We start from the raw sequence: 21922 nt of genomic DNA, 5'->3' as shown, positions 1-21922 counted from the left end.
CTCCACAAGCACCCACACGAATTGCTTGATTCAGTTGTTAAAGAGCGGTTGGTTAAGATCTTTCGTCTCAACCGAGGAGCGCACTCTACAGCACACTCTTCGAAGTAGCAACCCTAAAAGTTTTTAATTTTATCAACAAAATCAATTACTTAAGCCAGACCAGCAGCGAACTGCTCGTTAGCGGGAGGCAAATAATACAGGATTAAATTACGCGGTCAACCCCCAGATCAAAATTCTTTTCCCTACTCAGGCTCAGGAGTCTGAGTAGGGCAAGTAGCTGTCCAGCCGCGCGGCCCCAAGCCTAACCTGGCTGATCGACCGCCATGCGGCCCGCGCCCGACGCTGCTGCGCCGTAGAGTTCATGCGCCTTGTACCAGAGGTCGTACAGGTCGTCTGCCATGCGCTCTGCCGCTTGCGCTCGCGTCCCCGATGCAAGCAGTGTCATCAGGTGCTCGTCGCTGGGGTGTTTCATATTGAGTTCGGTGGTGAAGCGCCAGAGCAAGCCATTGTCGCTGACACCATCGTTCTCCAACAACAGCGTCAACATTTCCAGTTGCCCGAAATCGCGAGGATGGGATTCGGCATCGCAGCAATAGCCACAATAGAAGCGATGATTGAGCTCGATGTAGACCGAGCCCGCCATAAAGCCCAGCTCGTAGTGAAGGCCGTAATAACGGTTATCCCTGGCCGCGCTGTAGTAACGGTCGATAACCGCCGCGGTGGGCGCTTCAGAGGGCTTGGGCAGCGCGGGGTATTTATCTTCGACGCACTTGGCAACGGCTTGCCAGAGTTCCAGTTGCAGGTCTTTGAGCGTCTCGGTGAAGGCTCTCTGCAGGTCCTTGACCACGAGCAGGTTGTTGTCCTGGCGTAACGTCTGCTTGAGCGCGTCCATGTAGGCGTGTCCTTGGTTCTGGAAAGTCAGTTTTGCGATGAGGTCGATGTACTGCAGCAGGCTTTCTCGCACGCCCGCTTCGCGGATCACCCAAGGTTGGCATTGCGCAAGCCAAGGCAGGATGTCGGCGGCGTAGCTGATGCGTTGGTAGTCGATGCCCAGGCAACTGCGCGTGTCGGCGTCGCGCCCGTCCAGGGTGAGGTACAACGGCGGGAACGTCTGGTAGCCCTCGCCCTGGAGCGCTTCCAGATAACGGTGCAACTGGGCGTCCTGGTCCTCGGCGTTGAGCTTGTTCTCAATGATGATCGCCTGGCGCTTGCCGTTGCGGATCAGGATGTCGACATTGCGGTACTCGACATCCACCGTGACAGCGCGACAATCGAAGCCTTCTATATTCAACGCCGCGAGCCACAGCTCCAGCAGTTTCCCGCCCGCGGCGTGGGCGCCCTTGGGGTTGAGCAAAAAAGCCAGGTAGCGAGAGTGCAGGCGGACCTCGTCCGAAGCGCTGCGCAACAGCGTGAACAGGTTGAAGGGTTCAGGGCGATGAAGCGTGGCCCTGAGTGAGGCGGCGCGAGTGATCAATAGGTGCAAGGCTCATCTCCTTGTGCTTGCGATGCCTGAGAATGAGGCATTGTGCCACTATTTTATGACACCGCACCGTCAAAATCGGGCCCATTGTTTTTAGCTGATATCATTCGAGAATTGACCAGGTGGGTGAGACCAACATGAACCGTCGTAAAAAGATCAATCAGCTATTAAAGGCCAACGCGAAAAAGGCCAGCGCCAAATTGGCGCCGAAAACCAAGGACAAGTACATCAGCAAGGCTGACCGATTGAAACTCGAGGTAAAGTCCAGTCAGGACACAAACTAGACCGGCTTACACCCGGCGGCCTATTCAACTCAGGCGGAAACGTGCGGTGTTGTCACTCAGCGCACGGCTGCCCTTGCTCAACGTATCCGCTGCCTGATTCACCGCCCGCGCGCCATCGAGCAAGCGCCCTGCCGCCTGATCCACTTGCTGGATATTGCCGCTCACCTCGTCCGCCGTCGTCGCTTGTTCTTCCACCGCCGCCGCGATGTGCGCCAGGGTGTCGGTGACGTTCTGCACGGCTCCAGCGATCTCGCCCAGCCGCGCGCCCAGCCCGGTAACGGATTCGGCATCGGTCAGCGCCTGGGCACAGGCGACGCTCATCAGTGTGACGGCCTGGCTGACCGTGGCGCGCAGGCTGTCGACGGTGCCGGCGATTTGCGCGGTGGAGGCCTGAGTGCGTTGCGACAGGCTGCGCACTTCATCGGCGACCACGGCAAACCCCCTGCCCTGTTCGCCGGCCCGCGCGGCTTCGATGGCGGCGTTGAGTGCCAACAGGTTGGTTTGCTCGGCGATGCCTCGAATGGTGTCGACCACCGACTGAATCTGCTGGCCCTGTTGGCTCACTTGCTCCAGGGCGTTGGCGGTGTCGGTCAGGCGCTGGTTGAGTTGCTGGATGCTCGCCGTGGTGCGCTGGCTGTCGCGGCTGCTGTCTTCAGCGATGCGGCGGGTGTGTTGGGCGCTGCCGGAGGCTTGCTCACAACTTTTGGCGACGCCCATGGAGGTGGCGGCCAATTGCGTCGCCGCCGCAGCGATCTGGCTGATCTGGTGTTGCTGGTCTTCGACGTCGCTGAGGGTGCTGCCCGACTGCGAATTGAGCGTAAGCACCGCCGACCCGAGTTGCTGAGTCTCGTGATTGACCCCCAGCAGGCTGGTACGCAGTTGCACCACCGCCACGTTGAGCGCCGCGCTGATCGCCGCCAGCTCATCGCGACCGTCCACAGCCACTTCCACACACAGGTTGCCGTCGCGCAACGACTCAGCCAGCGTGGTGATACCGCTGGCACTGCGGCGGATCGAGGCTTGCAAGCACATGAACAGGTACAGCGCCGCCAGGGCCAGCAGGCTGAAAACAGCCGCTACGGGGATGAATTGTTGCAAGGAGCGGTCGTGGTAATGGGTCAGGCGCGCATCCAGCGAGCCGAGCGATTGCTTGCGCAACGCGCCCAGGCTGCCGAGCATGGTGTCGACACTGCGCTCGAAACTGGCAGGGTCAAGCTTGATGGTGCCGCCAAACACGCCGTCGTCGAGCACTTTGAGCTCGCTGTCCAGTTGTTGCAGGCTGTTGTCGTACTGCGCGGTCCAGGGTTCCAGGCCGGCGTATGGCTTGGCCTTGAGCGATGCCGCTGCCTTGACCAACTGGTCCCGCGCATCGCCGATACGACCGCGCAGGTCGCGCATCTGCAAGCGGCTTTGCAAGGTGAACTGGCCCGAGGCGATGGACGACTGACCGATACTGGCCATGCGCCCGATACGCTCGATCAGGTCCGGCGTGTGCTGGCTGGAAATCTGCATCAGCAGGTAAGTCTCCAACCAGGGGTCGAGGATCAGGCCGGCGTCGAGGGTGATCTGTTCACGCAGGGTTTGCATGGCGCTCAGCGCCGAGGTGAAGCGGTCGTAGCCGTCTGGCCACCAGCCGACGGTGCGCAGGGATTGCACATCCATCCCCTTGACCGCTGCCTGCAACGCATCGAAGCGGGCCAGGGTATCGGCGCTCGCGCCCTGTTTCTTGAGCGCGTCGCCCAGGGCTTGCAGGCTTTGCAGGATGAGCGGGTTGTTCGCATCCACCTGGTCCATCGCCGCCTTGGCTGCGGGAGTCGGTTCACGCAGCAGGTCCAGCGCTTTCCAGCGCGACGCCAGGTTGCGTTGGGCCGTTAATTGGCCATCTAGCGCGTCCAGGGTCAGCAGTTGAGAAACGCCGGACTTTTCGCTGGAAATCACCGCGAGTTTGTCGCGATAGTCCAGCCCGATCATCCAGAGGCTCCCGGCCAAGGGCAGCATGAACAGAATGAACAGAATCTGGAATTTGCGTGCGAAGCCGAAACGTCCGAGCAGGCGGATACCGGGTGACAAAAGACTGTGCATGGCCGACTACTCCCTAAAACCACCCACACGCGGCAACGATGGGTGACGCCTTGAAATGACTAACAGCAAAGTGCCATGTCATTGATTGGGAAGGCTCAAGCAAGATACGGGCCGCAGAGAGCGCCCCCCTGAACAGGCGGTGCGACACCCGAAAAATCGTGTGCCGTGCGCGAAGATGGGGCGAAAGCACTCAGCGTCGGGAACGACCGCGTAGCGAGTGGGTTCGATCAACCCGCTGCGCTCACGCCAGCAACGCGGTGATCCACCGCACTTGCTGGGCGACCTCTTGCACCTTGGCCGGCGGTAACGCCTGGCGGGCGTGTTCGAAACCGGCCAGGGTTTTCTGCTTTTGCCGCAGCAGGCGTTGCCACTTGGCCAGGAAGTCCGGGCTGCGGGCCTGCAGGTGCAGCGGGCCGAAGTACAACTCCTCGGCACTGTACACCCGCGGTTCGGCGCGCTCGGCGACGATGATCTCGTAGTAGAAGCGATTTTCCCGCAACAACTCTTCGACCAGGATGCGGTAACCGTTGTCCATCAGCCATTGGCGCAACGGTTGTTCACCGCCGTTGGGTTGCAGGATCAGGCGCTCCTGGCCAGTGAGATAGGCCTTGCCGCTGTCGAGGATGTCGCGGATGGTCTCGCCGCCCATGCCGCAGACGCTGATCGCACTGATCGCGTCGCCGGGTTCGATGGCTGCCAGGCCATCGGCCAGGCGCACGCTGACATGTCGCTCCAGGCCATTTTCACGCACGGTGCGTTCGGCGGCCTGGAATGGCGTCGCGGCCACCTCCCCCGCCACCGCCGCCGCGATCAGGCCGCGGCGCAGCAACGCCACCGGCAGGTAGCCATGGTCGGAGCCGATATCCGCCAACCGCGCCCCGGCCGGCACATGCGCCGCCACGCGTTCCAGGCGCATGGACAATGTGTGTTCGTTCAACTGGGGCCCCTTCTTCACCACGAGTGTCAGTGCGAGGGCTATTGACGCACAAACTCCACCACCCGCTCCAGCATTCGATCACAGGCATCCAGTTGTTGCAGGCTGATGAATTCATCCGCCTTGTGCCCCTGCTCCATGCTGCCAGGCCCACACACCACGGTGGGAATCCCCGCCTGATCGAACAACCCGCCTTCGCTGCCGAAGGCGACGGTACCGAAGTCCCGCGAACCGCAAAACTGCGCGACCCACTCAGCGGCCTGGCTTTGCGACGAAGTCGCCAACCCCGGATAGCTGGACAACTCACTGAAACCGATCGCGCACTGCGCACTCACCGCCTGCATCGCCGGCAGCAGGGTGTGCTCGGCATACAACCGTAACTGGTGCGCCACCTGCCACGGATCCTGGGCCGGCAGCGAGCGCACTTCGAAATCGAAGCTGCACTGCTGCGGCACGATATTCAGCGCCTTGCCGCCGCTCATCACCCCGGTTTGCACCGTGGAAAACGGCGGATCGAACGCCGCGTTCAGGTGTTGCGGCGCCTTGAGTTCTTCACCGAGCCGCACCAGTTCCCGGATCAAGCAGGCCGCGTATTCGATGGCGTTGACGCCCGACGGCGCATAGGCCGAATGACACGCCGCGCCATGCACATCGCAACGCATGGCCAATTTGCCTTTGTGCCCCAGCACCGGCTTGAGCTCGGTGGGCTCGCCGATCACGCACAACAGCGGCTTGACCGGCTGCGCGCAAAACCGTTCGATCAATGAACGCACGCCCAGGCACCCCACCTCCTCGTCATAGGACAGCGCGATATGCACCGGCATGCGCAACGACGCCCGCACCAACGCCGGCACACAGGCCAACACACAGGCGATATAGCCCTTCATGTCGGCGGTGCCACGCCCGTACAACTTGCCGTCTTGTTCGGTGAGGTCGAACGGCGCCACGCTCCAGCGCTGGCCGTCCACCGGCACCCCATCGGTATGCCCGGACAACACGATGCCGGGCACATCCGCCGGGCCGATGGTGGCCAGCAGGTTGGCCTTGTTCTTGTGTTCGTTGAACACCAGTTCACAGGTGACGCCGTGGCCCTGCAAATAAGTACGCACGAAGTCGATCAACGCGAGGTTGGATTCGCGGCTGGTGGTGTCGAAGCGCACCAGTTGCGCCAGCAGGTCACGGCTGTGGCTCATCGGTCATCTCCCGGCACCGCATAGCCCGGCGCGATGTGCGGGTGGAGGGCGCGGTCGAGGTAGTCTTGCAGTTGCCCGCGATAGGCTTGCCACAACTGATCGAGGGCGCCGATCGGCTCGGCATCGGCCCAGTCCACGCGCAGATTGACGATGGGCCAGAGCAGATCGTCGACCACCACCAAGGCTGCCGAATGCACCGGCCCCGCTTCGCCGCCGAGGGCCTGGCCTGCGTGCATCGCGGCGAGCAGCCGGTCAGCCAGATGCCCCGAGGCGTTTTCGAACGCGCCGACCATCGCGGCAATCACACCGGGATTGGCCAGCATGTTCCCGGCCGCAACACATTGCTCGCCGCTCTGCGCGGCATGCAGGCCGAGGGTCTGCGCGCCGCTGAAGTGCGCGGTGCGGCCCAGCCTATCGATCACCGTCACCTGCCGATAGTCGCGATGGTCCTGCCCGGCGAACACTGCCGCCACGGCTTCACTCGGCGTCATGCCCTGCTCCAGCAGGTCGAGAATCTGCGGGCCCAGGCTCGGCAAAGTGATGTTCTGCGACGCCACCGCGCCCACACCGGGGCGCAGCCACGGGCAACGTGCGCCCACGGCGATGCTCGACGAACTGATGGCGATCCCCAACTGGCCCGTCTCGGCACAGCGGGCAACAACGGAAAAGGTCATAGCGCTTCCTCAGTCGAGCACCGACGCATCGGCATCGATCATCATTTGCTTCATTTCTTCAAAATGCCGGCGCGAGAAATCAGTAATGCCTTCCCAGCCTCGCGCGGTTTTTTCCGCCACTTCATCGGACAACACCCGCAGCGGCTGCCCGGTGGACCACGCCGTGACGAGGATCTGGCAGGCGCGCTCCAGGGTCCAGATATCGTCGAACGCTTCACCGATGGACGAAGCGGTCACCATCACGCCGTGGTTGCCCATCAACAGGCGGCTCTTGCCGTCGAGCAGGCCGACCAGGCGCGCGCCTTCGGCTTCGGTATCGGCCATGCCGCCGTAGAGTTCGTCCACCGCCACGCGGTTGAAATAGCGCGCGGTGTTCTGGTCGATCGCCGGGATGTGCGGCTTGGCCAGGCACGCCACCGCCGTGGTGTAGACCGGGTGCAGGTGCAGCACGGCGCGGGTGTGCGGCAGCAGTCGGTGGATCTGCCCGTGGATCGACCAGGCGGTGGCGTCCACGTTCGGGTGGTCGGCACAGCTGGGGTCATCGGCGTTCAATAGCAGCAAGTCGCTGGCGCGAATGCGCGAGAAGTGCTTCCACTTCGGGTTGAGCAAAAACTGTTTGCCATCGGCCGACACGGCAGCGCTGAAGTGGTTGGCCACCGCTTCGTGCATACCCAGGTGGGCGACGATGCGAAAGGTCACTGCCAGGTCAATGCGCGTCTGTTCTTCGAGGGATAACGCCATGGATCGGTCTCCGCAGGGCGCGACCGCAAGACGGCGGCCGCGCAATAGGCTTACTTGGGCATCAGCGCCGCAAGGTCGGCATCGGTGGGGGCCTCGAAGTTGTACTTCTTGAGCAAGGCCGCGTATTCCGGCGTGGCGCGGTACTTCTCCAGGCCATCGAGCAGGGCTTTTTTCACCGTGTCGTTGCCCTTCTTCACGCCGAAGCCGTTCAGCACCGGGTAGATCAAGGCGTCGGAGGAAATCACCACGCGGCTGCCGAGCTTGTCGATCACGCCACGGGCCACGGCCGCGTCGGTGATCTGCGCTTCGACCGCATGGGCCAGCAGCGCCTGGGTGGTTTGCGGGTCGGTGCTGTACTCGCTGATCTGGATCGGCTTCAAGCCCTTGGCCACGCAGTACTCGGCCGACAGTTTGTTCATCTGCGCGAGCCAGGACGTAGCGCCCATGGAACCGATCTTGTGGCCGCAGAATTCTTCCGGGGTCTTGGGTTGGAAGGTGCTGTCCTTAAGGGTCAGGATCGACTCACCGCTTTTCAGGTAGGGGATCATGTCGATGACCTTGACCCGCTCGGCGGTGATGTACATCGACGAGTTGGTCACATCGAAACGCCCGGCCTGCAGGCCGGTGATCAGGTTGGGAAAACGCGTGTCGAGAGTCTCGACCTTGCGCCCCATGACCTTGCCCAGGCCGTCCATGAACTCGATATCGAAGCCCGCTGGCTTGTTGTTATCCATGTACTCATAGGGGAAGAACGTCACATCGGAACCGGCGATGATCTTGCCGTCCTGCTGGAACGCCGAAGCCGCCAACGAGGTCATCGCAACCGCTGCGCCCAGCAGGCACACGGCAAGGGGACGAACACTTTTACGAAACGCTGTCATGGTCAATACCTGCAAGGGGGTTGGGAAGTTAGGCAGTGGCAGAATCTTGTCCGGCCTGTTGCACGAAGAAAGACGCGCCACGGGGTTTCTGCGGCAAGCGCAGTTGGTTGTCCGTGGAACGTATCAAGCCACTTTCTTCACCGGCCACCAGCAGGCCGGCATGTGCGCTGGGCAGAGGGTTTTCGCCGAATGGCAGCGCGTCTTCAGCGGCGTAGACGCTGATGAACAGGGTGCGCGGCAGTTCGGTCTCGTTAGGGCTGGAGGCATGCAAAAGCCGGGTGTGCATGAAGCACACGGAACCGGCCGGGCCGTAGCAGGCGACCGGTTGCCGACAGTGTTGCGCGACCACGGCGTCGTCCACCGCGCCGGTGAAACGCTGGTTCTGCCAGTGCGACCACAACGGGCCTTTATGGCTGCCGGGGATCACATTCAGCGGGCCGTTTTGCGGGGTCACTTCGCTGACCATCAGCAAGGCAGTGATGATGTCGTCGTTGCTGTGGGGCGTGAATAAAAAGTCCTGGTGCCACTTCACCTGGGTCGCGGTGCGGGGCAGCTTCGAGTTGATCTTGCTGTGGTGAAAGCGCGTGCCACTGGCGCCGATCAACTGCGCGGAAATCGCCGCCATGCGTGAATGCAACGCCACGCGCTCATACACCGGGGAAATCTCGGTGGGCGAACTGACCCGCCGCAGCGACGGGTGATCGGCGCGATGGTCGCCCTCCAGATCGAAGCGTGCGCGGCCATCCACGGTGGTGCCCCAGCCCTGGTCATGGCGGCGACTTTCTTCTACCCATTGGTCGAAGTCGTGCTGCAGCGCGGCCACTTCGTCCATCGACAACACGCCTTCCACCACCAGGTAGCCGTCGCGCTGGAACTGCTCGATTTGATGTTGCTCGATCATTTTGTTTTTCCTGAACGTTAGAGGGTCACGCCAGCGAGACGTCCTTGAGGAACGCCTCCACGCGTGGGTTCTGGCCGCTGCGCAATACCGCAGGCGTGTCGTCGCAGACCACACGCCCCTTCTCCATGAACACGATCCGATCGGAGACCTTGAACGCGAAATTCATCTCGTGGGTGACGATCACCATGGTGATGCCCTCCTCGGCCAAGGCTTCGATGACTTGCAGCACTTCGTTGACTTTCTCCGGGTCGAGCGCCGAGGTGGGCTCGTCGAACAGCATGATCTGCGGGCGCATCATCAACGCGCGGGCGATGGCCACGCGTTGCTGCTGGCCGCCGGAGAGTTGGTGCGGGTACTTCCAGGCGTGGTCGAGCATGCCAACCTTGTGCAGCAGCGCGTAGGCCTGTTGCTTGAGCGCGTCGGTACGCCCCAGGCCGTGGTATTTCGGCGCCATCAGCAGGTTGTCGAGCACGCTCAAGTGCGGGAACAGGTTGAAGCTCTGGAACACCATGCCGATGTTCAGGCGATGCTCGGCGTGTTCGACGTACTGCGGTTTCTGCGCGCCGGTTTTGTTCAGGTGGATGAACGGCTGACCATTGATCCTGATCTCGCCGTTGTCCAGTTGCTCCAGGCCGTTGAGCAGGCGAATCAAGGTGGTTTTGCCCGACCCCGACGGCCCGATCACCGACACCACTTCACCGGGCTGGACCTGCAGGTTGACCGAGCCCAGCACCTCGATGTCGTTGTAGGCCTTGTGCAGCCGCGTGGCTTGCAGCGCCGGGGCCCCGGTGGTTGCCGGGCGTTGCAGCGCAACCCGTTGTTGCGTGACCAGCGCCAGCACCGCCGCATCGGGAACCCGCGACACATTGCGTTGGTTGACGTCGAGAAAGCGCTCCAGGCGTTTGAGCAGGAAGTCGAACACGGTGACGATAAACACGTAGAAAAACGCCACCGCCGCCATGGTTTCGATCACCAGGAAGTTCTGCGAATACAGGCGCTGGCCGACCATCAGGATTTCCGTCAGCGAGATCACCGACACCAGCGAGGTGAGCTTGACGATGGAGATGTATTCGTTGGCCAGGGACGGCAGCGCCACCCGCACGGCCTGGGGGATCACCACGCGCCATTGGGTGCCGAAAAACTTCAAGCCCAACGCCCGCGCTGCCTCGCCCTGGCCTTTGGGGATCGAGAGCAGACCGCCGCGATGGATCTCGGCCACATACGCCGTTTCGCAGATCACCAGGGCCAACAGGCCGGACCAGAACGGGTCGGCCAGAATCGCCGACGTGCCGGGCAGCGCTTGCGGCAGGTTGTAGATAAAGATCAACAACACCAACAACGGCAGGCTGCGGAACAGCCAGATATAGCCACGCGCAGGAACGCTGAGCAGCCCATGCCTGGATTGCTTGGCCAGCGCCAGCAGAAAGCCCAGACCGATGCTCAAGACCCAGGTCAGGGTGCTGAGCTTGATCACCGTCCACGTTGCGCGCCAGAACTCGGCGTCACCCAGCAGACCCAACATATAATTCCAATCGAATGTCATCGTCGCGCTGCCCTGCCCCAAAAGAAGGAAATTGATCTGCGTCAATGAAATCAGAGTCGTGGGGACGGGCCCTTGGGGTCAATTCGTAAAACCCGGTCCACTGGGTAGGCAGAACCTACGCAGCCCCCCGCCGCCCTCGAAACCACCAAAAATCAATGTGGGAGGGGGCTTGCCCCCGATAGCGGCGCATCAGCAAGCTGACCCACTGCAATCGGGGGCAAGCCCCCTCCCACATTGGATAGGCTGTAGGCCCTGACCGAAAGGGTGCGCGCCTGAACTCACCGCGCCGAACACGCCACCTTTTGGTGCAAATTCAGCTCACACTGCTGAGCGAGCGCACCGCATGCGGGTCAAAAAAGCTCGGCGGGGCCATGCCGGGGATGTACTGGTCGGACACAAACATGCGGCAGCGCTCGGCAAACGCCGACACCACACGCGACAGCTGGGTGTTGCTCGCCGTGGCGTAGCCCAGCTTCATCGGCCGGTGCGCGCCCGCCAGGCGCAGGCGGATCACGCGTTTGCCGTCCTGGGACAGGTTCGATTTGGGCCGCGCATTCGCGAAGGAATAACCGATCCCGTTGCCGACCATGGCGCGCACCGTTTCGAGGTTGGTGGAGCGCATGATGATGTTCGGCGTGGTGCCTGCCTGCATAAACAGGCTGAGGAAATAGTCGCGGCTCCAGGGCGTGTCGAGCAGCACCACCGGGTACGCCTCCAGGTCCTGCATGCTGACCGCCGACAAACTCGCCAGCGGGTGGTACTCGCCGACCATCACATACGGCGGCAGGTGCGCCAGGGGTTGGAAATCGATGTCGGGGCTGGTCACCAGGTCGTAGGTCAGGGCGATGTCCAGCTCGCCACTGCGCAGTTTTTCCAGCAGTTCCTCGTGGTTGCCTTCGGCCTGGGTCAGGCGCACGCCGGGAAACGCACGACCGAAACCAAACACCAGCTCGGGGGTGATCATCGGCGCCAGCGACTCCAGGCAACCCACGCGCAGCGGCCCGCGCACGGTGTTCAACGACTCCGAGGCGATGGTGTAGAGGTTGCTCACCTGCTCCAGGATCTGTTTGGCTTCTTGCATCACCAGGCGCCCCACTGCCGTCAGCGAAATGCCCTGGGCGTGATGCCGGATAAACAGCTGGATGCCCAGCTCGGCCTCCATGTGAGTGATCGCCGCCGAGATCGACGGCGACGAGACATGGATGCGTTCAGCCGCGGCACTGATGCTGCCGGCCTCGCCCGACGCGACGAAATATTCCAGTTGGCGCTGAGTGATACGACTGAGCATCAGGCCTGTACCTCGGTAATGACTGTATGCCCAGCGCGTTGCAGGGTTCATGCCGGGATAGGCGCGGGCCCTGCGCAGGGCGATGACCTGCACGGGCTTCGGTTTTTCCTAAGCACTACCCCGCACAAATGCTGGTTTCGTCCGGCGACCGGCGATGTGAAGCTGATTGCATCCCGCTTCCGACGAGTCGCTCGCCATGCCCACCCATACCCGTATCCGCATGTTCAATACCAAACAGACCTATCCCAACCAGGCGCTGGACAACGACCTGTGCCAGGCCGTGCGCGCCGGCAACACCATCTATGTGCGCGGCCAGATCGGCACCGATTTCGACGGCAACCTGGTCGGCCTCGGCGACCCGCGAGCCCAGGCCGAACAGGCCATGAAAAACGTCAAGCAACTGCTTGAGGAGGCGGGTTCCGACCTGTCCCATATCGTCAAGACCACCACCTATCTGATCGACCCGCGCTACCGCGAGCCGGTGTACCAGGAGGTCGGCAAATGGCTCAAGGGCGTGTTCCCGATTTCCACCGGGCTGGTGATTTCCGGCCTCGGCCAACCGGAGTGGTTGATGGAGATCGATGTGATCGCCGTGGTGCCGGACGACTGGAGCGTATGAAGGCGGCCGACGCCCACCTCGTGCTGCACCTCGCCGAATAAGCCGGAGAACCTCATGCCCCACACCGTGTACTTCCTCAATGGCCCCAACGCCAACCTCTACGGGCTGGGCAAGGACGGCACCTACGGCAGTGCCAGCTTCGCCAGCATCGAAGCGCGTTGCCAGGGCCACGCCGCGGAGTTGGGCCTGACCCTGGACTTTCGCCAGAGCAACCATGAAGGCGTGCTGGTGGACTGGATTCAAGAGGCCCGCCTGAACGCCGACGCCATCGTGATCAACGCCGCCGGGCTGAGCTACAGCTCGGTGCCGATCCTCGATGCGCTGCTGGCGTTCGACGGCCCGATCATCGAAGCGCACATGAGCAATATCTGGAAGCGCGAAAGCTTCCGGCATCACTCCTACGTGTCCAAAGCCGCCACCGGCGTGATCGCCGGGCTGGGCGCGCTGGGTTACCAACTGGCACTCACGGCGGTGGCCGAACTGCTCGCAGAGCCGCCGCAGTGAACGGAATCACCCACGCGTCCACATTGGCAGTCCACCGCGACCGCGCCCGTTCTTTTCAGACAGACTTCTTACTATTCAGGCCCTTCCTATGTCAGTAGAAACCATCAACACCCTGGTAGTCGGCGCTGGCCAGGCCGGCGTCGCCATAAGCGAACACCTGTCCCTGATGGGCGTGCCGCATATCGTGCTGGAGCGCAGCCGCATCGCCGAGCGCTGGCGTTCGGAGCGCTGGGACTCGCTGGTCGCCAACGGCCCGGCCTGGCACGACCGCTTCCCCGGCCTGAAATTCGAGGGCATCTCCCCCGAAGCCTTCCCGCCCAAGGAGCGCATGGCCGACTACTTCCAAGCCTATGTCGAAATGCTCAACGCCCCGGTGCGTACCGGCGTCGAAGTGCAGCAAGTGGAGCGCCATGTCGGGCGCCCCGGCTTCAAGGTGACCACCTCGGCGGGCGTGATCGAGGCCGCTAACGTGGTGGCCGCCACCGGCCCGTTCCAACGCCCCTCGATCCCGGACATCGTCCCCGCCACCGCGCCGCTGCATCAGTTGCATTCCTGCGCCTACAAGAACCCCGGCCAACTGCCCGAAGGCGCCGTGCTGGTGGTCGGCGCCGGGGCCTCCGGCACGCAAATCGCCGAAGAACTGCAAAAGGCCGGCAAAACCGTGTACCTCTCGGTCGGCGAACACTACCGCCCTCCCCGCGCCTACCGCGGCCGCGACTACTGCTGGTGGCTCGGCGCCCTGGGCCTGTGGGACGAAGTCAAAATCCAGCCGAAGAAAAAACACGTGGCCTTTGCCGTCAGCGGCTACGAAGGCGGCAAGACCGTCGACTTCCGCCGCCTCGCGCATCAAGGGATCAACCTGGTGGGCGTCACCGAACAGTGGAACGCAGGCGTCATGACCTTCGCCCCAGGCCTGGCCGCCAACGTGGCGCAGGGCGATCGGGCGTACTTCGACGTACTGCGCGACGCCGATGCGTACATCGAGGCAAACGGCTTGCCGTTCCCCGAAGAACCGCAAGCCTGGGAACTGCTGCCCGACCCGCAATGCCTGCTGAACCCGACCCTCAGCCTGGACCTGGCCGAAGCCGGCGTGACCACGATTCTATGGGCCACCGGCTTCAAGTTCGACTTCAGTTGGTTGAAGGTGGATGCGTTCGACGAGAACGGCGAACCGTTCCACAAACGCGGGATTTCGGCACAGAGCGGGATCTACTTCCTGGGCCTGCCAAACCTGGTAAACCGGGCGTCGTCGTTTATCTATGGGGTTTGGCATGATGCGAAGTACGTGGCGGATCACATCGTGTTGCAGAACGAGTACATGGCGTATGGCAAGGCTTAGCGCCTTGCTCCCAGCGCCATTTCAACGCTCGATCCGTTACAATCGCCGCTTTGGACATTCGCCAAGGAGGCAACCATGAGCGTTCGTGGTCAAGATCGACAGATCGACAATATCGAGTTCAATGTCAGCGACATTGCCCGCAGCAAAGCCTTCTACGGCAACGCCTTCGGCTGGACGTTCGTCGACTACGGCCCGACCTATACCGAATTCAGCGATGGCCGGCTGACCGGTGGTTTCACCACCGGGGAGCCGGTTCGACCGGGCGGCCCTTTAATCATCTTGTATTCGGACAATCTGGCAGACGCGCAACAGCGGCTCAAGGCTCTGGGCGCGGTGATCTCCCGCGAAACCTTTGCGTTCCCCGGTGGAAGCAGGTTCCACTTCATTGATCCCGACGGCTATGAACTGGCCGTGTGGACCGCGCAACCGTAGATCCAGTTGGAATACCGGCGGCTTCGACGCTTTATGTTTGCCGACCTTGAGTTCAATGGCGCCCGCGACCAAAAGACAATTGCGCGCGCAAAGTATATTGGCCTCAATCAATGGGAAATCTGGCTGGAAGGTGTCAAGACCGGTGAAGTTGTCAGTCAACGCCTACACTGATCCGCGATAAAGGGGGCACACTTATTCGCCAGTTAAATGGCGGCAATAAATTGTCCTGTTCACTTTGTCGCACCCCCTCTGTTACTGCTCCAGCCCCCGCCCTATCGGCCGATAACTTGATTAACCGCAAGCCCAACGCATGCGCCCCTCACTGGATCGAGCCCGCCGCCATGAACCCACTCAACCTTCTAAAAAAAGCCCGGGCCGATCGACAAGGCACCGCCACCCTCACCTGCACCGCCAATGAACTGGAGTCCTCATTGGCCAACCTGCGCATCGCGCCCGTGCTGATCACCGGTTTCATCTCTCCGCACCTGGACATCGACCAGATTGCCGCCAAGCTCAAGCGTCGCTTTCCCCACACCAGCATCAGCCTGTGTACCACCGCTGGCGAGTTGTGCAACGCGGCGAATTCGCTGTATTGCACCACCGGCGAGCGCTGGGACCGGATTGTCCTGCAGTTGTTCGACGACAGTCTGATCGCCTCGGCCGAGGTGGTGATGGTGCCGCTGGAGTGTGAGGACATCCGCAGCGGCGGCAAGCGCATGGGGATGAAGGAGCGGATTGCCAAGCTGACGAGCAATATCAAGCGGGTACAGGCACACACGCCGATCGACCATCGCGACACCCTGGCCTATGTGGTGTTCGATGGGCTGTCCGCGTCGGAGTCGTTTTTCATGGAGGCGCTGTATGAGTCGGGGCGCTTCCCCTGCCTGTTTGTCGGCGGTTCGGCCGGGGGTAAGTTGGATTTCCAGAAAACCCTGATCCATGACGGCCAGCGCAGTTATCAGAACCACGCACAGATCGTGTTCCTGAAAACCGCCGCGAATGTGCGTTTTGGCGTATTTAAAAGCCAGAATTTCAAACCGGCTGACTTGACCTTCAGCGTGCTGACCGCCTCCGAAGAGGACCGCACGATTGACCAGGTGATCGACAGCGCGGGCAATATCAAGAGCATGGTGCAGGCGCTGTGTGACGCGTTCAGTTGCGCGCCCCAGGCGCTGGAAGCGAAGTTGGCGGATTTCTCGTTTGCTATCCGCGTGGGCAATGAATTGTTCGTGCGCTCCATCGCACGGATCGACTATGAACAGCAGATCGTCCAGCTGTATTGCGACGTGGCCCCCGGCGAGGAGCTGGTGATGGTGCGGCGCACGCCGTTGCGTGAGGCCACCCGCACCGACTACGCGCAGTTCCTGCGCGGCAAGGGCGGCCAGCCGGTGGCGGGCATTCTCAATGACTGCATTTTGCGCAGGCTGAACAACCCCAGCGAATTGGGCGGCATGGCCGGGACGTTTGGCGATGTGCCGCTGGCGGGGCTGTCGACCTTCGGTGAAATCCTTGGCCTGAACCTGAACCAGACCCTGACCGCGATTTTCTTCTTTCGAGTGGCCAAGGGCGCCAGCTACAGCGACGAATACCTGGACAACTTCATTGCGCACTACGGCGAGTTCAAAGCCTTCTTCCTACGCCGCCAGGTAAATAAGCTGGCCGGATTAAACCATGTGGTGGTCAAGCAGATTGCCGCGTTCAAAAACAATGACTTCAGCGGCGCCCTGAATACCCGCGGGCTGGACAGCAATATCCTGCCGGTGTTCGAGGGCCTGGCAGACCTCGGCCAAGTGCTGGCCCAGGCCGAACGTCAACAGGCGGAAATCGCCTCGCAGATCAAGCATTACTCCGGCGAATTGCACGCCTCGATGGACGAACTGGTGGGCACCATCGACCAGCAGAACAGCGTGTCTGCAAAGGCCGGGGCGACGGTCGAGGGCTTGTCCAGCCAGGCGGACGATGCCGTAGTCGGCGCGCGGACCCTGGCCGGTTCGAGTTTGCGTATCCAGTCGATTGTGCAGGTGATTCAGCAAATCGCCGGCCAGACCAACCTGCTGGCGCTCAACGCCGCCATCGAAGCCGCGCGCGCAGGCGACCTGGGCCGCGGTTTTGCGGTAGTGGCGGATGAGGTGCGTAAGCTGGCGGAAATCACCCGCAAGAATGCGGCGGAAATCGGTGTGGATATCGACCTGCTGTCCGGCGAAATCCAGCGTGTTGCCCAGCAGATTGAAGACCAGTCCAGCGGCGTCGGCGCCTTGCGCGAAATGCTTGATGCGCTGGAGGCGTCAAGCCGCGCCACCGAGGGGACCGCGCAACGGACCAAGACGATTGCGGATACGCTGACTGGACTTACGCACGCGTAGGCCCCCACGGGGTCGACGTCGGATGTTCGAGTAGCGGGAACAGCGTGTTCAGCCAGAGGTCGCGCGTGTTGGGCTGCTCGCGAGTATCTGGCTGGGCCGCCTTTCAGGCTATGATGCGGCGCTCACATCAAGGACGATAAAAACCGTGAAAACCGCCCTCACCGCTCTGCTCCTGATCTGCCTGACCACGCCCGCGCTCGCGGTCGACAACGCCATCGGCTTCCAAACCGCTACGCTGGCCGATGCTCACCATGAGCGTCCGCTGGAGATGGTCGTCTGGTACCCCGCCACCACCACCGCAACCGCCGAACCGATCGCCGACAACGTGGCTTTTATCGGCGCCCTCGCGGTGCCCAACGCACCGCCGGCGAGCGGCGAGCATCCGCTGGTTGTGCTCTCCCACGGTTACGGCGGTAATTGGGGCAATCAGGCGTGGCTGGCCAGTGCATTGGCGCACCGGGGTTACATCGTCGCAGCGGTCAATCACCCGGGCACCACCACCAGGGATCGCAGCCCGCAAGCCGCCGCGCAGTTATGGCAACGGCCCAAAGACGTGAGCCGGGCCATCGATGCGGTGCTGGCGCAGCCGAAGCAATTTGGCGCGGTCGCCAAAAACCGGATCGCTGCGGCAGGCCATTCCCTCGGTGGCTGGACCGTGATGGAACTCGCCGGGGCACGGTTCGACCCCGACCTTTTCGCCCAGGACTGCGACGCACACCCGAAGTTGGGCGGTTGCATCGTCTACCACCAGATCAACCCCGCCAACACGCCAGCCGCAAAGGCCCAACTGGCCGCGGACCTGCGCGACAAGCGCGTCAGCGCCGTGGTGTCATTGGACCTGGGCCTGTCACGCGGCATGACCGACGCCAGTCTGGCCGCATTGTCAGTGCCGACGCTGGTGATTGCGGGGGGCGTGCCCTCGGAGGATATGCCCGCCGAGTTGGAGTCCGCCGACTTGGCCAGGCGCCTGCCAACAGCCTCGACGCGCTACGTAGCGATCAGCGACGCCACCCACTTCAGCTTTATGTCGAGCTGCAAGCCCGGCGCGGTGGCGTTGATTGAGGAAGATTCGCCAGGCGATGGCGTGATCTGCCGGGACGGCGACGGCGCGCGGCCACGGCAGGTGATCCAGCAGCAGGTCGTCGCGCTGATCACACAGTTTCTGCAGCCGACACCGCACAATTAAAACAAAGGGCGGCTCAAGACAAAGCGCATCGGGGCAGCACGTGTGCGAGCATTCTCAGCACCCGCTCAACGCCACCTGCGGCCGCTCGCCGGCAAAGAAAAACGGACGCAACCGCACGCCGACGCTGTTGCCGATGAACGCCGCCACCAGCCACACCCAGCCATGCAGGCTGCCGGAGGCGATGCCGCTGAAGTACGCGCCGATGTTGCAACCGTAGGCCAGGCGCGAGCCGTAACCGAGCAGCAGGCCACCGATCACCGCCGCTATCAGCAAGCGCGCAGGAATGTTCAGGTTGGGGGCGAAACGCCCGGCCAGACCGGCGGCCAGAAGCGCACCGAGGACGATGCCGATGTCCATCACGCTGGTGATGTCTTCCCACACCGGCGCGGCCAGAGCCTTGGCGTTGCCCGGCATTTGCCAGAACGCCCAACTGCCCACCTCCACACCCAGGCCACTCGCCACCTTGGCGCCCCACAGCGCGAACGCCGAGGTGATGCCCCAAGGCCGCCCGGCCAGGGCCAGGGTTGCGTAATTGAGCAGGGCCAGGCCAATCGCGCCCCACACCAAGGGCCAGGGGCCACGCAGGAAACGGCGCAAGCCTTGGTGTTCGCTGGTCACGCCGGCTTCCAGTTGACCATGACGGGCCTTTTCCAGGCGCACGCTGACGGCTGCGATAAGGCCGAACACCGCCAGGTTCAGAAGCAGCGCCGGCATGACGCCGACACTTTTGACGATCGACGTCGCCGGGAACGCCGGCAGTGCAAACCACCAGCCCACATGGTGCGTGGCGATCAACGAACCACAGATAAAGAAGAACAGCGTCACCAACATGCGCGCATTACCGCCGCCCACGGTGAACAGGGTGCCCGACGCACAGCCGCCGCCCAGCTGCATGCCGATGCCGAAAATAAATGCGCCGAACACCACCGATACCCCGGCCGGCGCTACCAGCCCGACCACCGGCTGGCCGAACAACGTGCCCGCCCCCAGCGCCGGGAAGAACAGCAATACCGCTATCGCCAGCATCACCATTTGCGCACGCAAACCGGCGCCGCGCCGGTCATTGATAAACACCCGCCAGGCCGAGGTGAAACCGAAGGCGGCGTGGTACAGGGTCAAGCCCAGCGCGGCGCCGACGACCAGCAACAGCACCTGGCGCATGCCGACAAGGTTGTGCAGGAATACGGCGCCCAGCACCAGGAGCGCAAAGGCCACCAGGGGCGCGACAGGCTTGCGCGCAGAGGTTGTGGAAAGAGAGGTGCTCATGAGGTATCTCAATTCATTTGAAGGGGGTTGATGACCAGATCGTCGAGTATAAACCGAGAGGGCCTGTCTCTCGGCGGAAGATTGCATAGGGGGGAGGGGTATGCCATGCTCCGCGCCTCATAGGTAGGGGGGGTATATTTTGAGCCATATAGCGGCCAATAAAGACAGTCTGATCAAGCGCGTCAAGCGCATTGCCGGTCAGATTCAAGCGGTGGAAAGAGCGTTGGAATCGGACAGCGATTGCGCCAAGACCCTGCACCTGGTCGCCGCCACACGCGGCGCCATCAACGGCTTGATGGAAGAAATCATCGAAGAACATGCCCGGGCGCATGTGGCGGACCCATCCCTCAGCGAGGAAGAACGCAACCAGGGCGTCGAAGAGTTGCTTGAAGCCATTCGGCGGTACTCCAAATGAGCCTTGATCATACCCACGAGCATGTCTTCCTCGGCTCGGCCCACGAAGAAAACGCCAAGCGCACCTTATGGGTGGTGATGTTGACGGTGGTGATGATGGTCGCGGAAATCGCCGCCGGCGCCCTCACCGGTTCGATGGCCCTGCTGGCCGACGGTTTTCATATGGCCACCCACGCGGGTGCGTTGGGCATCGCCGCCGCGGCCTACGCCTATGCCCGACGCCATGCGTCGAGCCCGCGTTTCAGCTTCGGCACCGGCAAGGTCGGTGATCTGGGCGGCTTTGCCTCGGCGCTGATCCTGGCGCTGGTGTCCCTGGGCATTGGCATCGAGTCGGTCATGCGCCTGTTGCAACCGACCGACGTGCAGTTCGGCACCGCGACGTTGATTGCCGTGGTGGGGCTGGTGGTCAATATCGTCAGTGCGCTGTTGCTCGGCCACGGTCATAGCCACGGGCATGACCACGAACACGAACATGCCCACGGCCACCATGGCCACGATAACAACCTGAGATCCGCCTATGTGCATGTTCTCGCCGATGCACTGACCTCGGTGCTGGCAATCGCTGCGCTGCTGGCGGGGCGGTACCTGGGTTGGGTCTGGCTGGACCCGGCGATGGGTATCGTCGGCGCCATCGTGATCGCACGCTGGGCCTGGAGCTTGATGGGCGTGACTGCCGGCGTACTACTCGATCAGACCCATGAGCATGTTGCTGCGGAGATCCGGGAGCTGGTGGAACAACCGGGCGACGCGACGATTACCGACTTGCACGTCTGGCAGGTAGGGCCCGGTGTGCATGCGGCAATCGTGAGCGTTGTCGGCCGCTCCACAGCGGATGCCGACAGCATTCGCGAGCGCCTCAAACCGGTGCATGAAGTGAGTCACCTCACCGTCGAGTTTCGCACGCTCGATGTGGCGTAGCGCGACGCCGGGTGACGCCCCCTCTTACGTGCGCCCTACTGACCCGGAGACCGGAAGATTACCGAGCAACTTCAGCCCGGTACTCTTCACGAACGCGTCATAGTCCATTGGCCGCTGGATGCGCGTCTGCGCGTTGGGCAGCACGTAAGCCCAGGCGCGTTTCGACGAAGCGTCGTACACCAGCTTGAACAGGCGCGTCGGCACCCAGACCTGGTTGTCGCCGATGGTGCCGTAGCCGGGGTCAAACAACGGGCCGGTGAACACAAACACATCACCGCCAGCGCGCTTGGCGAACTTGCGCACATCCGCCTCGACCTTGCTCCAGATCTTACGGTTGTTGGTAGGGTCTTGCGGCACCATGTTCGACAGTGCAAACGACTGCGCCATGGCATGGGCGTTCGGTGCGTCGGCGGCCGGCGACTGGTGGCCACGGTCGAAGGCCGGATGCTGGCTGTGGTAGTCACTCAACTCTGCACGGCCATCCTTGGGGATGCGCGGGTCGGGGTAGAACAGGTTGGTGCGCTCCTCGCCCTTGGCATCCTGCAATTGCTCGGCGTTCAGGCGCTCGACCACCACCAGCGGCGTCTTGCTGGTCTGCGAATAGAGCACCGCAAAATTGTCCGAACACAGGGCCAGGGGCCGCATGCTGGCGGGCACGGTGGCAGTGTTGATGGGTTTGGCGGCGGGGAAAAGATCGGCACAGCCATCAAAGGAGGCACGTTGTTCGGTGGCCGTGTAGAGGTCAGGCAGACTGCGGGCATGGGCCGCGGTCGAGAGTAAAACAAGGGCCGACAGCCCGACTGCAATGTTGCGTAGGTACATGTTCTAGATCTTTTGGCTGAGGATAAACCGACAACCATCAACGATGGTGCGGGGGCTG

At 62.5% G+C, this 21922-nt stretch carries 21 protein-coding genes; 9 read left to right on the top strand and 12 right to left on the bottom strand.

The genetic code is table 11. From position 1 onward, the window contains the following. Positions 1 to 301: 301 nt before the first annotated feature. Positions 302 to 1483, bottom strand: coding sequence for a PDDEXK-like family protein (locus tag AC07W0_RS26955; RefSeq protein WP_102618548.1), 1182 nt, complete (start codon positions 1481 to 1483; stop codon positions 302 to 304). Between the two features lie 134 nt (positions 1484 to 1617). On the opposite strand from AC07W0_RS26955, the gene AC07W0_RS26950 reads away from it, so the two are divergent. Further along, a complete protein-coding gene (locus tag AC07W0_RS26950; RefSeq protein WP_102618549.1) occupies positions 1618 to 1764 on the top strand; it encodes a DUF2986 domain-containing protein in 147 nt (48 codons plus the stop codon). Positions 1765 to 1788: 24 nt separating this feature from the next. Here the strand turns inward: AC07W0_RS26950 and AC07W0_RS26945 are convergent, their stop codons facing one another. The 9 genes from AC07W0_RS26945 to AC07W0_RS26905 form a co-directional block, all read right to left on the bottom strand. After that, a complete protein-coding gene (locus AC07W0_RS26945) occupies positions 1789 to 3846 on the bottom strand; it encodes a methyl-accepting chemotaxis protein (protein ID WP_017849363.1) in 2058 nt (685 codons plus the stop codon). Positions 3847 to 4087: 241 nt separating this feature from the next. After that, on the bottom strand, positions 4088 to 4783 hold the full coding sequence (locus tag AC07W0_RS26940) for a tRNA (adenine(22)-N(1))-methyltransferase (protein ID WP_102618550.1): 696 nt from the start codon (positions 4781 to 4783) through the stop codon (positions 4088 to 4090). 38 nt (positions 4784 to 4821) lie between these two features. Beyond that, positions 4822 to 5973, bottom strand: a complete 1152-nt coding sequence (argE, locus tag AC07W0_RS26935) for an acetylornithine deacetylase (RefSeq protein ID WP_102618551.1) — start codon at positions 5971 to 5973, stop codon at positions 4822 to 4824. Continuing rightward, a complete protein-coding gene (locus AC07W0_RS26930) occupies positions 5970 to 6647 on the bottom strand; it encodes a DUF1028 domain-containing protein (RefSeq protein ID WP_017849366.1) in 678 nt (225 codons plus the stop codon). The genes argE and AC07W0_RS26930 overlap by 4 nt, the downstream gene beginning before the upstream one ends. Before the next feature lie 9 nt (positions 6648 to 6656). After that, a complete protein-coding gene (locus AC07W0_RS26925; protein WP_017849367.1) occupies positions 6657 to 7388 on the bottom strand; it encodes a class II aldolase and adducin N-terminal domain-containing protein in 732 nt (243 codons plus the stop codon). A 50-nt stretch (positions 7389 to 7438) separates the two neighbouring features. After that, entirely contained in the window at positions 7439 to 8269 is an 831-nt protein-coding gene (locus tag AC07W0_RS26920) for an ABC transporter substrate-binding protein (protein ID WP_079444401.1), read from the bottom strand. Positions 8270 to 8297: 28 nt separating this feature from the next. Next, the gene (locus tag AC07W0_RS26915) at positions 8298 to 9170 is read right to left on the bottom strand and encodes a phytanoyl-CoA dioxygenase family protein (RefSeq protein ID WP_017849369.1); all 873 of its coding nucleotides are present in this window, start codon (positions 9168 to 9170) and stop codon (positions 8298 to 8300) included. A gap of 25 nt (positions 9171 to 9195) precedes the next feature. Then, positions 9196 to 10713, bottom strand: coding sequence for an amino acid ABC transporter permease/ATP-binding protein (locus AC07W0_RS26910; RefSeq protein WP_102618552.1), 1518 nt, complete (start codon positions 10711 to 10713; stop codon positions 9196 to 9198). Between the two features lie 313 nt (positions 10714 to 11026). After that, the gene (locus tag AC07W0_RS26905; protein ID WP_017849371.1) at positions 11027 to 12001 is read right to left on the bottom strand and encodes a LysR family transcriptional regulator; all 975 of its coding nucleotides are present in this window, start codon (positions 11999 to 12001) and stop codon (positions 11027 to 11029) included. A 196-nt stretch (positions 12002 to 12197) separates the two neighbouring features. Here AC07W0_RS26905 and AC07W0_RS26900 point away from each other — a divergent pair, with 196 nt between their 5' ends. The 6 genes from AC07W0_RS26900 (at position 12198) to AC07W0_RS26875 (ending at position 18444) form a co-directional block, all read left to right on the top strand. Then, positions 12198 to 12620: a RidA family protein gene (locus tag AC07W0_RS26900; RefSeq protein WP_017849372.1), complete on the top strand. Its 423-nt coding sequence runs from the start codon at positions 12198 to 12200 to the stop codon at positions 12618 to 12620. Positions 12621 to 12674: 54 nt separating this feature from the next. Further along, complete coding sequence (locus AC07W0_RS26895; RefSeq protein WP_102618553.1) at positions 12675 to 13124, top strand: type II 3-dehydroquinate dehydratase; 450 nt, start codon at positions 12675 to 12677, stop codon at positions 13122 to 13124. 88 nt (positions 13125 to 13212) lie between these two features. After that, on the top strand, positions 13213 to 14463 hold the full coding sequence (locus AC07W0_RS26890; RefSeq protein ID WP_102618554.1) for a flavin-containing monooxygenase: 1251 nt from the start codon (positions 13213 to 13215) through the stop codon (positions 14461 to 14463). 75 nt (positions 14464 to 14538) lie between these two features. After that, complete coding sequence (locus tag AC07W0_RS26885) at positions 14539 to 14895, top strand: VOC family protein (protein WP_017849375.1); 357 nt, start codon at positions 14539 to 14541, stop codon at positions 14893 to 14895. 341 nt (positions 14896 to 15236) lie between these two features. Further along, positions 15237 to 17258 carry an FIST N-terminal domain-containing protein gene (locus AC07W0_RS26880; protein WP_017849377.1) on the top strand — a complete coding sequence of 674 codons (2022 nt, stop codon included), beginning with the start codon at positions 15237 to 15239 and terminating at the stop codon, positions 17256 to 17258. A 145-nt stretch (positions 17259 to 17403) separates the two neighbouring features. Further along, positions 17404 to 18444 (top strand): alpha/beta hydrolase family protein, encoded by a 1041-nt coding sequence (locus AC07W0_RS26875; RefSeq protein ID WP_102618555.1) that lies wholly within the window; start codon positions 17404 to 17406, stop codon positions 18442 to 18444. A 54-nt stretch (positions 18445 to 18498) separates the two neighbouring features. Here AC07W0_RS26875 and AC07W0_RS26870 read toward each other — a convergent pair whose 3' ends face one another. Beyond that, on the bottom strand, positions 18499 to 19710 hold the full coding sequence (locus AC07W0_RS26870; RefSeq protein ID WP_102618556.1) for a YeeE/YedE family protein: 1212 nt from the start codon (positions 19708 to 19710) through the stop codon (positions 18499 to 18501). A gap of 139 nt (positions 19711 to 19849) precedes the next feature. Between AC07W0_RS26870 and AC07W0_RS26865 the strand changes: the two genes are divergently transcribed. Together AC07W0_RS26865 and dmeF are read left to right on the top strand one after the other, a co-directional pair. Beyond that, complete coding sequence (locus tag AC07W0_RS26865) at positions 19850 to 20125, top strand: metal/formaldehyde-sensitive transcriptional repressor (protein ID WP_017849380.1); 276 nt, start codon at positions 19850 to 19852, stop codon at positions 20123 to 20125. Further along, on the top strand, positions 20122 to 21042 hold the full coding sequence (dmeF, locus tag AC07W0_RS26860; protein ID WP_102618557.1) for a CDF family Co(II)/Ni(II) efflux transporter DmeF: 921 nt from the start codon (positions 20122 to 20124) through the stop codon (positions 21040 to 21042). Before AC07W0_RS26865 ends, dmeF begins: the two co-directional genes overlap by 4 nt. 24 nt (positions 21043 to 21066) lie before the next feature. On the opposite strand, the gene AC07W0_RS26855 is transcribed toward dmeF, so the two are convergent. Next, positions 21067 to 21864: a DNA/RNA non-specific endonuclease gene (locus AC07W0_RS26855; RefSeq protein ID WP_102618558.1), complete on the bottom strand. Its 798-nt coding sequence runs from the start codon at positions 21862 to 21864 to the stop codon at positions 21067 to 21069. Positions 21865 to 21922 lie beyond the last annotated feature (58 nt).

The sequence above is a fragment of the Pseudomonas sp. GW704-F2 genome (assembly GCF_059423025.1).
Note: the sequence above shows the minus strand (reverse complement) of the source record. Positions and strands in the feature narration are given on the sequence as shown.